Below are 12,918 nucleotides of genomic sequence, written 5' to 3' on the forward strand. Positions count from 1 at the left end.
CCTCGGGAATGGTGGATCAGGGGTCAGGGGTTGGCGATGACGGCTTTGCCGCGGATGCCGCCGCCAGTGAGCGAGCCGAGGGCCTCCACCGTGTCGTCGAAGGGGAACACCCGTCCGACGACGGGACGGATCGCCCCGCTGTCGATGAGGGCGGTGATCTCGCGCAGCTGGTCACCACTCGCCCGCATGAGGAGGAACCGGTAGCTCACGCCGAGCCGCTTGGCCTGCCTGCGGATCTTGCCGCTGAGTGCTGAGATCGCGAGCCGGAGCACCGCGTTGAGGCCGGCGGAGTGGGCGAAGTCCGGGGTGGGCGGTCCGGCGATGCCGACGGCCGTTCCGCCGCGCTTGAGGATGCGGAGCGACTTCTCGAGGTTCTCGCCGCCGAGGCTGTCGAGCACGAAGTCGTACCCCTGGAGGAGCTGCTCGAAATCCTCGGCGCGGTAGTCGATCACGGTGTCCGCGCCGAGTTCGCGCACGAAGTCCGCGTTGGAGGCGCTGGCCGTCGTCGCGACCTTCGCACCGAGCTGCTTGGCGAGTTGGATCGCGATCGACCCGACCCCGCCCGCACCGGCGTGGATGAGGACCTTCTGACCGGGCTGCACGTCGCCGAACTCGACGAGGGCCTGCCAGGCGGTCAGTGCGACGAGCGGCAGGGATCCTGCCTCCACCATGCTGATGGACGCCGGCTTGAGCGCGACATCCGCCTCTGCGACGGCGATGCGCTCCGCGAAGGTGCCGATGCGGTGATCACGAGGACGCGCGTAGACCTCGTCGCCGGGCTTGAAGCCGCGGACCTGCGCACCGACGCGGATGACGGTCCCGGCGACGTCATGGCCGAGGATGATCGGCAACTGGTACGGCAGGATCTTCTTGAACTCGCCGAGACGGATCTTCTCGTCGAGTTGGTTGAGGCCGGCGGCCTGTACCTGCACGAGGACGTCGCCGGCACCGACGACGGGCTCGGGCACCTCGGTCTCGTGCAGTGGGGACGCGTAGCTCGAGATGGTGAACGCTCTCATGGGTGGGGCTCCTTCCGGGTCGATTTCCCGGCTTAGCCCGAGTAAACTCAATCATGAGTTCACTCAGTTATTTTGTCAAGGCGCGCTTGCAGCGATCCCGACGCCCGACCTCCCCGACCACACCACGCCCCGAAGGAGCACTACATGAGCATCCACTTCGACCTCGTCATCCTCGGCGCCGGACCCGGCGGGTACGTCGCCGCGGTGCGCGCCGCCCAACTCGGCAAGTCGGTCGCCGTGATCGAGGAGCGATACTGGGGTGGCGTCTGCCTCAACGTCGGGTGCATCCCGTCGAAGGCGTTGCTCCGGAACGCGGAGCTGGCGCACACGTTCACACACCAGGCCGAGCAGTTCGGCATCGTCGGCGATGTGACGTTCGACTACGGCGTCGCGTTCGATCGCAGCCGCTCGGTGGCGGACGGACGGGTCAAGGGCGTCCATTTCCTGATCAAGAAGAACGGCATCGCCGAGTTCGACGGGCGCGGCACGTTCCGCGACGCCGGCACGATCGACATCGCCCTCACCGGTGGCGGGTCGGAGAGCGTCACGTTCGACGACGCCATCATCGCGACCGGTTCGACCGTCCGGCTGCTCCCCGGCGTCGCCCTCAGTGACCGCGTCGTCACCTACGAATCGCACATCCTCTCGCGCGAGCTCCCGGAGTCGATCGTCATCATCGGCGCCGGAGCCATCGGCATGGAGTTCGCCTACGTCCTCGTGAACTACGGCGTGCGCGTCACGATCATCGAGTACCTCGACCGCGCCCTGCCCAACGAGGACGTGGAGGTCTCCAAGGAGATCGCCCGCCAGCACAAGAAGCTCGGCGTCGAGATCCTGACGTCCACGAAGGTCGAGACCGTCGTCGACGACGGCAGCGGCGTGACGGTCACGTACAGCTCCCCCTCGGGCGACGTGACGAGTGCGCGCGCCGACAAGGTCCTCATGTCCGTCGGGTTCGCGCCACGCGTGACGGGGTACGGCCTCGAGCGCACCGGCGTCGAACTCACGGAGCGCGGCGCGATCGCCATCGACGAGTTCATGCGCACGAGCGTGCCGCACCTGTATGCGATCGGCGACGTCACGGCCAAGCTCCAGCTCGCACACGTCGCCGAAGCCCAGGGGGTCGTCGCTGCCGAGACCATCGCCGGCGTGGAGACCATGCCACTCGGCGACTACCGGATGATGCCGCGCGCCACCTTCAGTCAGCCGCAGGTCGCCTCGTTCGGGCTCACCGAGCAGCAGGCGCGCGACGAGGGCCACGACATCAGGGTGGCGAAGTTCCCGTTCGTCGCGAACGGCAAGGCACAGGGACTCGGCGATCCGAGCGGTTTCGTGAAGCTGATCGCCGACGCCGAGTACGGCGAACTCCTCGGCGGACACCTCATCGGAGCCGACGTCGCGGAGCTCCTTCCCGAGCTCACCCTCGCCCAGAAGTGGGACCTGACCGCCGCCGAACTCGCTCGCAACGTGCACACGCACCCCACGCTCGGCGAGGCACTGCAGGAGGGATTCCACGGGCTCATGGGCCACATGATCAACCTGTGAACGCAACGAGCCCGCGCGACCACCGAGCCTGACCAGCTGGCGATCGCGGTCGCCGGTCAGGAGGTCGGCGGCCGACACCGCTAGCGCGGAGCGCGATCTCCTGCGCGTGCATCATGCAACCGACGCCGACGGGCGAACACCCCCGCCACCAGGCAGATGAAGGCGACCACCGCGAACAACGTCCCGAACCCACCGGGCACCGGTGCGTTGTTCGGCCCGAAGAGGCCGGACCACCACGCGATCGCGATGAGGAACAACGCCACGGCCGCGATGAACGACCGGGTGTCAGCCCGCCTCAGTCCCGTATCCATCGAAGACCCCTTTCCGTTCAGCTGTTGGTCACGGCGTTGTGACTTCCTCCAGGGAACGCCCCGACCGACGAGCTGTCAACCGCGACGGGCATCAGAAGGGGTTCGCCGACCGCGTCGCCGACGTGCTCTCCGCGACGAGACAGCCAGAACATCGATCGTGAAGGCATCGAAGATGGCGAGGTCCGTTGGGAATCGCCGATTTCCTCGCAGACCTGAACGGTCACACCGCCTGGACGATGAGGGCGACACCGAATGCGACGATCAAGCCGTTGCCGACGACGGCCGTCCACCTCCGAAAGGACCCGCCCGTCCTCCGCCGGAGTCCGGCTCCGAGCGCCACCAGCAGCACCTGCCAGCCGAAGGATGCGAGCCCGACACCCACGATGAACGCTACCGCCGTCGGCCCTGACTCCGTGAACTCGGCCAGCCCGGTCAAGATCGCCGCGAAGTACACCAGGGTGGCCGGGTTGAGCGCCGTCAGGCCGAGGAAGATCAGGTAGCGCTGACGCGAGGTGCCCGAGCGATCAGCGGGCGATTCCCTGGCTGACGGCTTCGCACGGAGGCCCTGCAGAAGACCGTGCGCTCCAAGCGCGATGACGGCGACACCACCGAGGAGCTGCGGCCAGGGAGACCAGCCGCTCACGATGGGACCGGCGAGCGCACCGGCAGCGACGGCGACCGTGCAGTACGACACGTCCACCGTCGCCACGGCGGCGGCAGCAGGCAGCCCACGGCGCAGCCCGCGCGTGATGCCCTCCTGGAGGAGCAGGATCCCGATCGCGCCGAGCGGCGCGGCCAGAGCGAGGCCGGCGACGGACCCGGCGAGGAGGGCGAGGAGAACATCCATGCCGACGACTCTGGTGCAGCGCACCGGTCCCGACGGTGCGTTCTGGCAGTGAGACGGCATACTGTGTCGCATGGACGATCTCGACAGTGAAATCATCGACGTGCTCCAGGTGAACGCGAGGATATCGTTCAGTGAGCTCGGTCGCCAGATCGGCTTGAGCACGAATGCGACGGCGGCCCGTGTCCGTCGTCTGGAGCGAAGTGGTGTCATCACCGGGTACCGCGCGATCCTCGGCTCTGATGCCCCGGTCGCCGAGGACGGCCTGGAGGCGTTCATCGACGTCCGACTCGACCCTGCGCGCAAGTCGGAGGAGTTCCTGGAGTGGACCCGACGGATCCCCGAGATCAGAGACGCGGTGCACGTCACCGGCGCCTACGACTATCTCGTCCACATCCGCGTCGCCGGCACCGCCGCCCTCGACCGCCTCCTCCGCAGCATGAAGAACGATGGCGGCGCGACCCACACGCAGACGCGGCTGGCGCTCCGGTAGGCCTGAAGTCGGCACGAATGAGCGACAGGACCCCAGCTCGACACTCGAGTTCAGTTGCGACACCCGCAAGTCATCTCGTAGAGTTGCGATCATGGAAAGCGACTTTGAGGACCATCCGACAGATGCATCATCGGGATCGCATCGGGCATCGCGGACGCAGGCTCAGACCACGCTCGATGACATCACGCGCGACCGCGAGCGACTCGCCACTCGGATCATCACGCCGTGGTGGTACCACCCGGCTCTCGGCCTCATCACCGCGGTCTTCGCCGGCGCCCACGCCCTCCCCGGGGTTTGGCCGATCGCCGGGATCGCCCTGGGAATCATGGCGCTCCCTGTCCTGACCACGACGTACGCGCGTGTCTCCGGGGTCGTCGTCACGAAGCCGGCCGGTCCACGCAGCCGGCGCCTGCTGATCGCGACACTCGTCGTGCTCGTCGCGGCCATGTCATGCAGCCTGGCGTTCAAGTTCCTCGACGTCTCGCCGTGGTGGGCACTCATCCCGGCAGGCGTGACGTTCGTGGCAACCGTCGTGCTGGGACGACGATACGACGACGCCCTCCGCCAGGAGATCGCGGCCCCGAGAACCTCGCCTGCCTGATGAGCAGTCCCGCACCCGCCTTCAACGAGCTGATCCACGCGCCCCTGCGACTACGGATCTGCGGACTCCTCCGAAGCGTCGACGAACTGGAGTTCTCCGTCGTGCGTGATGCACTCGCCATCGACGATGCGAAGCTCTCGAAGCACCTCAAGGTACTGGCCGACGCCGGCCTGGTCTCACTGCGCAAGGAACGGTCGAGCGCCCGAACCGACTCGCGGCGACTCACCTGGGTCACGCTCACGCCGACCGGATCGACCGCGCTCGAAGCGCACCTCGCCGCACTGGCGAACATCGCCGTGGGAGTGCCGGTCGAGTGATCCCGGGGTGACCATCTCAGCGCTGTCTAGACCGGCGCGAGGGGTTCGCGGGCTCCGTCCGGAAGCTCCACGGTGATCGGGTCACCGGGCTGCACGACGCCACCGACCAGTACGACACCCATGACTCCCGTCTTGCGGACGGTGCGGCCCTCGGCGTCCGTACCGACAACCTGCTTGAGCAGGCCAGGTTCGTGGCGGTCGATCTGGACACACGGGTTCCGTAGCCCAGTCACCTCGACGACGGCGTCCGTTCCGAGTCGGAGCACTGCACCCGCGGGGAGGTCGAGGAGGTCCAACCCCTCGGTGGTGATGTTCTCGCCCAGCTCACCCGGAGTGAGGTCGGCGTCCACCTCCGCGAACAGCTCCCGGTGGATGAGGTGGACCTGCCGGAGATTGGGCTGCGAGGGGTCTCGTCTCACGCGGGACCGGTGCTGCACCGTCGCACCGGAATGCGCGTCCCCCTCGACACCCAGCCCGGCGACGAGCGTGATCGCGTCCCGTCGCGGCTTGGAGAAACGGTGCTCCTCGTCGCTGCTGACCGAGACGACACGGGCGTTTGTCATCACCCCAGTGTGCACGGGGGAACAGGATCGACGGAAGTCCCCGATACTCGTGTCCCGGCGCCCGGTCCAAGACACTCAGCGGTGCAGGATCACCTGGTACAGGTTGTGGTCCTGCCAGGTGCCGGCGATCCGCAGATACGACGGCGCCATGCCGATGTGCTCGAACCCGGCTTTGCGGAGCACCCGTTGCGAACCGTGGTTGTGCAGCAGGGTGCTCGCCTCGACCCGATGCAGGCCGAGATCGTCGCGTGCCACCCGGACGATCGCCTGCACAGCGGCCGTCGCGAGGCCCTTGCCCGCGTACTCCGCGTCCACCCAGTAGCCGAGCGCGGCGTTCTGGAACGGGCCGCGGGCGATACCGGACAAGTTGAAGCGGCCCACGACCATCGAGCCGTCGAACAAGCCGAACGAGTACCCGCTCCCGGCGGCACTCGACGCGAGCTTGCTGGTGAGGTCCGCCGCCTGCGCCGCTTCGGTGAAGAACTCCTCGGATCGGGCCGGCTCCCACGGGGCCAGATGGTCGCGGTTCCGCACGTATGCCGCGGCGAGTTCCCGCGCGTCGCCGAGTTCCAAGGGCCGCATGTCGATTCCGTCGGCGAGGTTGATCACGGTGAACACCCGTCAACGGTAGTCGCCGCCGGGCGCACTCGACCACCCCGATGCGATCGACGAGGAGTGGTACCGCTGACTGAGACTCAGCGGCTGGCGATGGGGTGGGCCGGGTACTCGCGCAGCACCAGGGCCGTGCTGACGGGACCGAACCGGCCGATGGCGTCGATGATCTGCTCGAGGCGTTCCGGCGAGGGGGCGTGCACGTCGAGGACGAAGCAGTCCTCGCCGGTCACGCGGTAGATCCGGTGGATCTCCGGCAGCTCGTCGAACTGGGTCAGCGACGCCTGGATCTGCGCGTGGGTCGTCCGGAGTCGGACGACGGCGTGCGTCGTGAGCCCGAGCTTCTGCGGCGACACCCGAGCCCCGTAGCCGGTGATGTAGCCGGCGAGCTCGAGCTTGCGGACCCGCGCCGACACCGCCGGCTGGGACAGATGCACGAGCCGGGCGAGGTCGGTCATCGTGGTTCGCCCGTCGACCTGGAGCACGTCGAGGATCGTCTGATCCGTTCGATCGAAGGAAAGCGAAGCATCGTCCGTCATCTGCTTAGTAAACAACGGATGATGACGCTCCAGCTGCTGACACCGATGGTTCAGCTGGCACGCTGAGGGTAGATCGCCCGACCACGACGAAGGAATCCCATGTCGATCATCACCATGCCCGGGATCGGTGGATCCGACGAGGCCCACTGGCAGTCCCTCTGGGAGCGCGAGACACCCGCGATCCGACGGTTCGCGCCGGCCTCCTGGGACGAGCCGGACCTCGACGACTGGTCCGCCGCCCTCGACCGCGCGGTGGGGGATGAACCGGCGATCCTGGTGGCCCACAGCCTCTCGTGTCTGCTGGCCGTCCGCTGGGCGGCGGCGAACCCTGCACGGGTCGCCGGGCTGTTCCTCGTCGCCGCCCCCGATCCCGACGAGCCGCGGTTCCCGACGGTCGCCGCTGCGTTCGCCGAGGATCTCGACGTCCGGCCATCCGTACCCGCAGTGCTCGTGACCAGTGACGACGACCCGTACTGTTCGGAGGCACGCGCGGCCGGGTTCGCCGCAACGTGGGGCGTGCCTCGGATCAGCATCGGGCGGCAGGGCCACGTGAACTCCGCCAGTGGACTCGGCGCCTGGCCGGAGGGCCGGCGACTGCTGACCGCGTTCAGCGCGGGGGTCGGGAGTCGCGAGCTGCCAGCAGCGACATGAGGGCCGCGACCGCCGGCTCGAACCGCGCTCGCGACGGCGTGGCGAACCCGACGACCAGGGCCTCAGGGCGGTCGTGGCTCCGGGTGTAGCGCGCGAGGCGATGGACGCCGACACGATCGGGTTGGGACTCGAGCCGGGACAGCACCGTCGGGGCGGCATCGCCAAGCGGAATGAGGCCGTGCAGCCCGGCGGCAAGACCGGGGACCTCGAGACCGACGCTGCGCAGCGCCTGCTGGAGATGGGTGCGACGGCGGGCGTACTCGCGGCGCTGACGGCGGATGTGACGCTCGTACTCGCCGGTCCTGATGAGGTCGGCGAGAGCCAGTTGGTTCAGCATCGGCGCGCCGCCCGTGAGCGCTTCGGACGCGTCGACGACCGGACGCACGAGGTCGCGCGGCAACACGAGCCACCCGAGGCGGAGGTCTGGTGCGAGGGTCTTGCTCACGCTGCCGGCGTAGACCACGCGCTCCGGTGCCGACCGTTGCAACGCGGCGACCGGGCGGCGGTCGAAGCGGAACTCGCCGTCGTAGTCGTCTTCGACGATGAGGCCTCCGTTCGCCATCGCCCAATCCACGACGAGTCGACGTCGCGCCGGGGCCAACGCCCCACCCAGTGGGAACTGGTGCGACGGCGTCAGCACGACGGCGTCCGTGCGCGCATCGAGCCGACCGATGTCCGCGCCGTCCTCGTCCACGACGAGGTCGGACACGGTCAGCCCCGACGTCGACCATGGGCGTTCGATGCCGAACAGCGACGGGTCCTCGATCGCGACCGACGACGCTCCGCCTGCCGCGAGCGCTGCCGCGAGGAGCGTGCTCGCAGACCGGTAGCCGGCGCAGATCACGATGGCGTCGGCGGTCGTCTCCACACCCCGAGCCCGGGCGAGGTAGGAGGCGAGTTCGGAGCGCAGCGCCATGCTGCCGGCACCGTCGGAGTCGACGTCGGCAGCTGCGGCGCCGGCACGCCGGATGGCGGTGAGCCAACGCGCGGTCGGAAAGGACCCCGCCTCAGGTCGCCCCGGCCTGAGGTCGAACTCCGGTCCGGCACTCGCTGCCGTCCGGCTTGCGCTGTGGAGTGGCGCGACGCTGCGCGCGACGAACGTGCCCTCGCGGGCTCTGGCCTCGAGCACACCTTCGGCGACGAGGTCGTCGGTGACGGCCACGATCGTGTTGCGAGCCACCCCGAGCTCGAGCGCGAGTTCCCGGGACGATGGCAATCGCATACCGGGTCGAGCCCGTCCATCGGCGATCGCGGCACGGATGGCGTGTTCGACGGCACGGGTCTTCGGCAACGTCGGGTCCAGCTGGAGCATCAGGTCCACTGGACCAGGATATGCGGCTCGTTCTGGCACTCATCATCGGTCCACCGCCGGAATAGGGTCGAACCGTATCTTCTGGAAGGACGTGCTCATGCGGGTGTTCATCGCGGGTGGTTCGGGCGTGCTCGGGCGCGCGCTCATCCCACTGCTCAGGACAGCAGGTCACGAGGTGATCGCGACGACCCGGTCGCACTCGAAGTTCGCGGGCGTCACGGATACCGGGGCCACACCGTTCCTGCTGGACGTCCTCGACCGGACCGCGACGGTGCGGGCGGTGGTCGAGACCCGGCCGGACGCGATCGTGCACCTCCTGACCGATCTGACCGCGGGAGACTCGGGGAGCAACGCACGATTGCGCACTGCGGGCACCCGTCACCTCGTCGACGCGGCCCACGAGGCCGGAACGACGCGGATGGTCGCGGAGAGCATCTCCTGGATCCACTCCCCCGGTCGCGATCTCGCGACGGAGTCCGATCTGCTCGATCTGGACGCACCGGCGCCCCGACAGACGACGATCGCAGCGGTGCGTGCCCTCGAGGGCGCCGTGCAGGAGCTCGACGACGGCGGGGTCCTCCGGTTCGGCCAGCTCTACGGGCCCGGAACCTGGTATTCGACCACCGGACGCTTCGGTGATGCCGCCCGTGCGGGCGAGCTCCCGGCCACGGAGACCGTCACCTCGTTCGTGCACACCTCCGATGCCGCCGCGGCACTCCTGCTCGCACTCGGATGGGGTGGCGGGACGTGGAACGTCGTCGACGACGAACCCGCCAATGGCCACGAGTGGGTGCCGCGGTTCGCCGCTGCAGTCGGCGCGCCGCCGCCGACGGCATCGACCTCAGGCGACATCGGCCGTCCGGTGTCGAACGCCGCCGCCAGAGCGGCAGGTCTCACGTTGCGGTACCCGAGCTGGCGCGATGGGTTCTTCGCGTGAATCAGCGCCGATTCCGTCGCGGATCCTGGCGGCAGGCCGTCGTCACCCTCGCCGGGGTCCTGCCGATGAGCATCGCGTTGAACATCGGCCTCGGCCCGCTCACCAACGGCTGGCCACGCCTGGCCACGGTCGTCGCCAATGCGACCGTCCTCGTCGCGTCCCTCACGTGGGTCCTCCTACCGGCGCTCCATTGGGCGACGGGCGGGTGGGCCGCGCCGTACGCGAGGTCGCCCGGCGAGCCTCGACGTCGTCACGGTGAACCCTGCGATGAACGGCGTCCGCGCGCTGTGCGCCGGTCGGGCAGACTTGAGCCGTGACCCGAGCCGACACGACCCGAGCAGCCCTCCTCCGCGACCGCATCGTCCAGCAGGTCGCCGAGCAAGGCTTCGGCGCGCACGGCCTGCACGTGCTCGCCGGTGACGACGAAGCAGGGCATCGCTGGACCGAGGACGTCCGTGAGGACATCCACTCCGCAGCGAAGGGCGTCTGCGTGCTCGCCGCCGGCCTCGCCATCGACGACGGCCTCATCACGATGGACACCACGCTGGGCACCGTCTTCCCGGAAGCCGAGTTCGGCGAGGGCACCGCCGACGTCACCCTCCGGCACCTGTTGAACATGACGAGCGGCGTCGACCTCCCCTGGTCGCCGACCCTGCTGTCCGACTGGCCGGACCTGACCCTCGAGTTCCTGAGCAGGCCGTCCCGTGGTCGCGTCTTCCAGTACTCGAACGCCAGCACCTACACGGCGATGCGCGCACTCGAGACCCGGGTCGGTGACGTCGGCGACTACCTCGAGCAGCGAGTCCTCGCGCCGCTCGGCATCCACGACGCACCCTGGGAGCGATGCCCCCGCGGATTCATCGCATCCGGCGGCGGGCTGCAGCTTCGCACCACGGAACTCGCGCGCATCGGCCGCCTCATCCGCGACCGTGGCCGGTGGGCAGGCGAACAACTCCTGTCACCGGAGTGGATCGACGCCATGCACACCGACTGGGTATCCTCCGGAACCGGCATCGGCTACGAGCGATATGCGCTCGCCGGATGGGATGGTCCGGGCGCGGCCTGGCGACTCCACGGCGCATACGGGCAGCTCGTCATCTTCGCCGGCGACGCCGTGGTCGCCATCACGGCCGAGGACCATGAGGGTGCCGACCGCATCGCGGCCTCCGTGTCCTCGCTCCTCACCGACACCACGGGCTGAGCCCGGCTGCGGGCGCGGGTCAGCTTCCGGCGCGGAGCACTCCCGCCGCCGCTTCGACGGTCGAGACGAACGTGGCGCCGACGCTCCGGTGCCCGGACCGGATCTCCTGCTGCGGAGCGTCGGAGAGCACGACCACGTCGATGTCGAGGATGCGACAGACACGCGCCTTGTACGCGATGTCGACGCGGTCCCCAGCTCGCGGGCACAACACGACGGCGCTCGGTGGGAACCGGTCGTCCGTGAGCATCTCGCCCCAGGACGACGCCGCGATCGTCACCTGCAGATCAGGCGCGTGGGAGCCGAGCCACGACACGGCCGACGCGCGGGCGCGGTCGTCACTGTCCAGTACGCCGACTGTTCGCATCGATACCTCGTCACCCGCCGTCGCACCCGGAGTCACACCCCGGTGGTGTCGGCGCCATCCGTAAGATACCAGCGCCAGGACCGCCCGCGGAGCACGGAAAACCGAACCCCACCGCACCAACCACCCACACCTGACGCGGACCATCCACCACGGACGGCTCGCGTCGCTTGCGCCCCACAGGCCTGGCGGGCACGATGGACGGGTACCGCGGTGTCGTGGTGATCGTCGAAGCCCAGGCCGACTTGTCTGCCGACCGATCCCCCGCTCCGCCTCGGAGGCATCGTCCATGACGACTGCTCGCTCATTCCCGCCCTCCATCCTCGGCCCCTTCCGCTCGGCCGCCAGCCGGTACCGCGGTGTCCTCGCCCGGCCGCGGGCGCCGCAGTTCTTCCTCGCTGCGGCCCTCGCCCGGCTCGGCGTCGCCATGACCGGGCTCGGTCTGCTCTTCTCGATCCAGCGCGCGACGGATTCGTTCGCGGCCGCAGGGGCGGCGACAGGGGCGTTCGCGCTCGCCGAGGCGGTGGTCGGTCCGCAGATCGCACGACTCATCGACCGGTGGGGCCAGACGGCGACCGTGCCGGTGGCCGTGCTCGTGCACGTCGGTGCAGTCGTCGTCGCGATCACCACTGCAGGACATGCGCCGATCGGCATCACCCTGGCGATCGTCGTCGTCGCGGGCGCCGCGATCCCGCAGCCCGGCGCCCTGTCGGCGGCACGCTGGTCGCATCTGCTTCCAGAGCCCGCAGCGCTCCGGACCGCCTTCTCCCTCGAGGCGAACGTGAACGACGTCGTGTTCCTGTCGGGACCGATCCTCGCCACCCTGGCGAACACGCTCCTGGCACCGTGGGCCGGGTCCGTGGTGGCGGCGATCCTCTTGGCGGCCGGCTGTGTCGCACTCGCCCTCCAACGCTCCACCGCACCGCTACCGCGACGTCGACCGGAGCGCGGGGCGGACACCCACCGATCTACCCTCCTCGCCCCGCCGTTCCTCGCGGCGCTCGGGGTGAACCTCGGGCTGGGGTGCTTCTTCGGTGCGGTACCGCTCCTCGTCACGGCGGCGGCGACCACGGAGGGACGGCAACCGTTCATCGGACTCGTCCTCGCGCTCTCCAGCGCTGCGAGCATCGTCGCCGGCGCGCTGTACGGTGCGCTGCGATCGACCCCGCGGCCCCAGACCGTACAGCTGATCGCGTCCGTCGTCCTCACGCTCGCCGTCCTCGTCGGCGCCGTCTGGCCGACCCTGCTCGGGTTGGCGATCATGCTCCTCGTCGGCGGGACCGCGATCGCACCGCTGCTCGCCTCGTCCTCGCAGATCGTGCAGGCGACGGTCGTCCCACGGGAACTGACGCAGGGGTTCACCTGGATCAACTCGGCTTCCGCCGCGGGTATCGCGGCGAGCGCCGCGCTCACCGGCGTGCTCGTCGCGCAGGGAGGCGTCGAGGCCGCGATGCCGACGCTCATGGTCCTCGTCCTGATCGCGGTCGCGTCCGCAGGGTCGGCGCAAGCGCGAGCGAAGGCGGGCCGACGTCGCGAAGATGTCTCGCTCAAGCCTCACCGGTGAGGCCCGAGGACTGTCAGCTGGGGATGCGACGTCGACCGGGTCCCACGC

At 69.3% G+C, this 12,918-nt stretch carries 17 protein-coding genes; 9 read left to right on the forward strand and 8 right to left on the reverse strand.

What is annotated here, in order from left to right:
* Positions 1-23: 23 nt before the first annotated feature.
* The gene (locus tag ITJ62_RS03030) at positions 24-1,019 is read right to left on the reverse strand and encodes an NADP-dependent oxidoreductase (RefSeq protein WP_194599635.1); all 996 of its coding nucleotides are present in this window, start codon (positions 1,017-1,019) and stop codon (positions 24-26) included.
* Between the two features lie 144 nt (positions 1,020-1,163).
* On the opposite strand from ITJ62_RS03030, the gene lpdA reads away from it, so the two are divergent.
* The gene (lpdA, locus tag ITJ62_RS03035) at positions 1,164-2,564 is read left to right on the forward strand and encodes a dihydrolipoyl dehydrogenase (RefSeq protein WP_194599636.1); all 1,401 of its coding nucleotides are present in this window, start codon (positions 1,164-1,166) and stop codon (positions 2,562-2,564) included.
* 80 nt (positions 2,565-2,644) lie between these two features.
* Here the strand turns inward: lpdA and ITJ62_RS03040 are convergent, their stop codons facing one another.
* Positions 2,645-2,875 carry a hypothetical protein gene (locus tag ITJ62_RS03040; protein ID WP_194599637.1) on the reverse strand — a complete coding sequence of 77 codons (231 nt, stop codon included), beginning with the start codon at positions 2,873-2,875 and terminating at the stop codon, positions 2,645-2,647.
* Positions 2,876-3,095: 220 nt separating this feature from the next.
* Positions 3,096-3,722 carry a LysE family transporter gene (locus tag ITJ62_RS03045; RefSeq protein ID WP_194599638.1) on the reverse strand — a complete coding sequence of 209 codons (627 nt, stop codon included), beginning with the start codon at positions 3,720-3,722 and terminating at the stop codon, positions 3,096-3,098.
* A 70-nt stretch (positions 3,723-3,792) separates the two neighbouring features.
* On the opposite strand from ITJ62_RS03045, the gene ITJ62_RS03050 reads away from it, so the two are divergent.
* The 3 genes from ITJ62_RS03050 (at position 3,793) to ITJ62_RS03060 (ending at position 5,130) form a co-directional block, all read left to right on the forward strand.
* The gene (locus ITJ62_RS03050) at positions 3,793-4,212 is read left to right on the forward strand and encodes an Lrp/AsnC family transcriptional regulator (RefSeq protein WP_194599639.1); all 420 of its coding nucleotides are present in this window, start codon (positions 3,793-3,795) and stop codon (positions 4,210-4,212) included.
* 91 nt (positions 4,213-4,303) lie between these two features.
* On the forward strand, positions 4,304-4,813 hold the full coding sequence (locus ITJ62_RS03055; RefSeq protein ID WP_194599640.1) for a hypothetical protein: 510 nt from the start codon (positions 4,304-4,306) through the stop codon (positions 4,811-4,813).
* Positions 4,813-5,130: a transcriptional regulator gene (locus tag ITJ62_RS03060; RefSeq protein WP_194599641.1), complete on the forward strand. Its 318-nt coding sequence runs from the start codon at positions 4,813-4,815 to the stop codon at positions 5,128-5,130. The genes ITJ62_RS03055 and ITJ62_RS03060 overlap by 1 nt, the downstream gene beginning before the upstream one ends.
* Before the next feature lie 26 nt (positions 5,131-5,156).
* On the opposite strand, the gene ITJ62_RS03065 is transcribed toward ITJ62_RS03060, so the two are convergent.
* From ITJ62_RS03065 to ITJ62_RS03075, 3 genes are all read right to left on the reverse strand, one after another.
* A complete protein-coding gene (locus ITJ62_RS03065) occupies positions 5,157-5,693 on the reverse strand; it encodes an MOSC domain-containing protein (RefSeq protein ID WP_194599642.1) in 537 nt (178 codons plus the stop codon).
* Between the two features lie 75 nt (positions 5,694-5,768).
* Entirely contained in the window at positions 5,769-6,275 is a 507-nt protein-coding gene (locus ITJ62_RS03070) for a GNAT family N-acetyltransferase (RefSeq protein ID WP_194600228.1), read from the reverse strand.
* Between the two features lie 113 nt (positions 6,276-6,388).
* Entirely contained in the window at positions 6,389-6,844 is a 456-nt protein-coding gene (locus tag ITJ62_RS03075; RefSeq protein WP_192019422.1) for an Lrp/AsnC family transcriptional regulator, read from the reverse strand.
* Between the two features lie 99 nt (positions 6,845-6,943).
* On the opposite strand from ITJ62_RS03075, the gene ITJ62_RS03080 reads away from it, so the two are divergent.
* Positions 6,944-7,495, forward strand: coding sequence for an alpha/beta hydrolase (locus ITJ62_RS03080; protein ID WP_194599643.1), 552 nt, complete (start codon positions 6,944-6,946; stop codon positions 7,493-7,495).
* Here ITJ62_RS03080 and ITJ62_RS03085 read toward each other — a convergent pair.
* The gene (locus tag ITJ62_RS03085) at positions 7,452-8,807 is read right to left on the reverse strand and encodes a PLP-dependent aminotransferase family protein (RefSeq protein WP_194600230.1); all 1,356 of its coding nucleotides are present in this window, start codon (positions 8,805-8,807) and stop codon (positions 7,452-7,454) included. The genes ITJ62_RS03080 and ITJ62_RS03085 overlap by 44 nt on opposite strands.
* 97 nt (positions 8,808-8,904) lie before the next feature.
* Here ITJ62_RS03085 and ITJ62_RS03090 point away from each other — a divergent pair, with 97 nt between their 5' ends.
* From ITJ62_RS03090 to ITJ62_RS03100, 3 genes are read left to right on the forward strand one after another with little or no spacing between them, the layout of a single operon-like run.
* Positions 8,905-9,744, forward strand: coding sequence for an NAD(P)-dependent oxidoreductase (locus tag ITJ62_RS03090; RefSeq protein ID WP_194599644.1), 840 nt, complete (start codon positions 8,905-8,907; stop codon positions 9,742-9,744).
* Positions 9,741-10,061, forward strand: coding sequence for a hypothetical protein (locus ITJ62_RS03095; RefSeq protein WP_194599645.1), 321 nt, complete (start codon positions 9,741-9,743; stop codon positions 10,059-10,061). The genes ITJ62_RS03090 and ITJ62_RS03095 overlap by 4 nt, the downstream gene beginning before the upstream one ends.
* A complete protein-coding gene (locus ITJ62_RS03100; RefSeq protein ID WP_194599646.1) occupies positions 10,058-10,945 on the forward strand; it encodes a serine hydrolase in 888 nt (295 codons plus the stop codon). The genes ITJ62_RS03095 and ITJ62_RS03100 overlap by 4 nt, the downstream gene beginning before the upstream one ends.
* Before the next feature lie 19 nt (positions 10,946-10,964).
* On the opposite strand, the gene ITJ62_RS03105 is transcribed toward ITJ62_RS03100, so the two are convergent.
* Positions 10,965-11,309 carry a hypothetical protein gene (locus ITJ62_RS03105; protein WP_194599647.1) on the reverse strand — a complete coding sequence of 115 codons (345 nt, stop codon included), beginning with the start codon at positions 11,307-11,309 and terminating at the stop codon, positions 10,965-10,967.
* Positions 11,310-11,595: 286 nt separating this feature from the next.
* Between ITJ62_RS03105 and ITJ62_RS03110 the strand changes: the two genes are divergently transcribed.
* A complete protein-coding gene (locus ITJ62_RS03110) occupies positions 11,596-12,870 on the forward strand; it encodes an MFS transporter (protein ID WP_194599648.1) in 1,275 nt (424 codons plus the stop codon).
* Positions 12,871-12,918 lie beyond the last annotated feature (48 nt).

Source organism: Plantibacter sp. VKM Ac-2876 (genome assembly GCF_015350715.1).
GTDB lineage: Bacteria > Actinomycetota > Actinomycetes > Actinomycetales > Microbacteriaceae > Plantibacter > Plantibacter auratus.

Coding starts and splice junctions, on each gene's coding strand:
- ITJ62_RS03030 (WP_194599635.1), bottom strand. CDS start 1,019: ATGAGAGCGTTCACCATCTCGAGCTACGCGTCCCCACTGCACGAGACC.
- lpdA (WP_194599636.1), top strand. CDS start 1,164: ATGAGCATCCACTTCGACCTCGTCATCCTCGGCGCCGGACCCGGCGGG.
- ITJ62_RS03040 (WP_194599637.1), bottom strand. CDS start 2,875: ATGGATACGGGACTGAGGCGGGCTGACACCCGGTCGTTCATCGCGGCC.
- ITJ62_RS03045 (WP_194599638.1), bottom strand. CDS start 3,722: ATGGATGTTCTCCTCGCCCTCCTCGCCGGGTCCGTCGCCGGCCTCGCT.
- ITJ62_RS03050 (WP_194599639.1), top strand. CDS start 3,793: ATGGACGATCTCGACAGTGAAATCATCGACGTGCTCCAGGTGAACGCG.
- ITJ62_RS03055 (WP_194599640.1), top strand. CDS start 4,304: ATGGAAAGCGACTTTGAGGACCATCCGACAGATGCATCATCGGGATCG.
- ITJ62_RS03060 (WP_194599641.1), top strand. CDS start 4,813: ATGAGCAGTCCCGCACCCGCCTTCAACGAGCTGATCCACGCGCCCCTG.
- ITJ62_RS03065 (WP_194599642.1), bottom strand. CDS start 5,693: ATGACAAACGCCCGTGTCGTCTCGGTCAGCAGCGACGAGGAGCACCGT.
- ITJ62_RS03070 (WP_194600228.1), bottom strand. CDS start 6,275: ATGCGGCCCTTGGAACTCGGCGACGCGCGGGAACTCGCCGCGGCATAC.
- ITJ62_RS03075 (WP_192019422.1), bottom strand. CDS start 6,844: ATGACGGACGATGCTTCGCTTTCCTTCGATCGAACGGATCAGACGATC.
- ITJ62_RS03080 (WP_194599643.1), top strand. CDS start 6,944: ATGTCGATCATCACCATGCCCGGGATCGGTGGATCCGACGAGGCCCAC.
- ITJ62_RS03085 (WP_194600230.1), bottom strand. CDS start 8,807: ATGCTCCAGCTGGACCCGACGTTGCCGAAGACCCGTGCCGTCGAACAC.
- ITJ62_RS03090 (WP_194599644.1), top strand. CDS start 8,905: ATGCGGGTGTTCATCGCGGGTGGTTCGGGCGTGCTCGGGCGCGCGCTC.
- ITJ62_RS03105 (WP_194599647.1), bottom strand. CDS start 11,309: ATGCGAACAGTCGGCGTACTGGACAGTGACGACCGCGCCCGCGCGTCG.
- ITJ62_RS03110 (WP_194599648.1), top strand. CDS start 11,596: ATGACGACTGCTCGCTCATTCCCGCCCTCCATCCTCGGCCCCTTCCGC.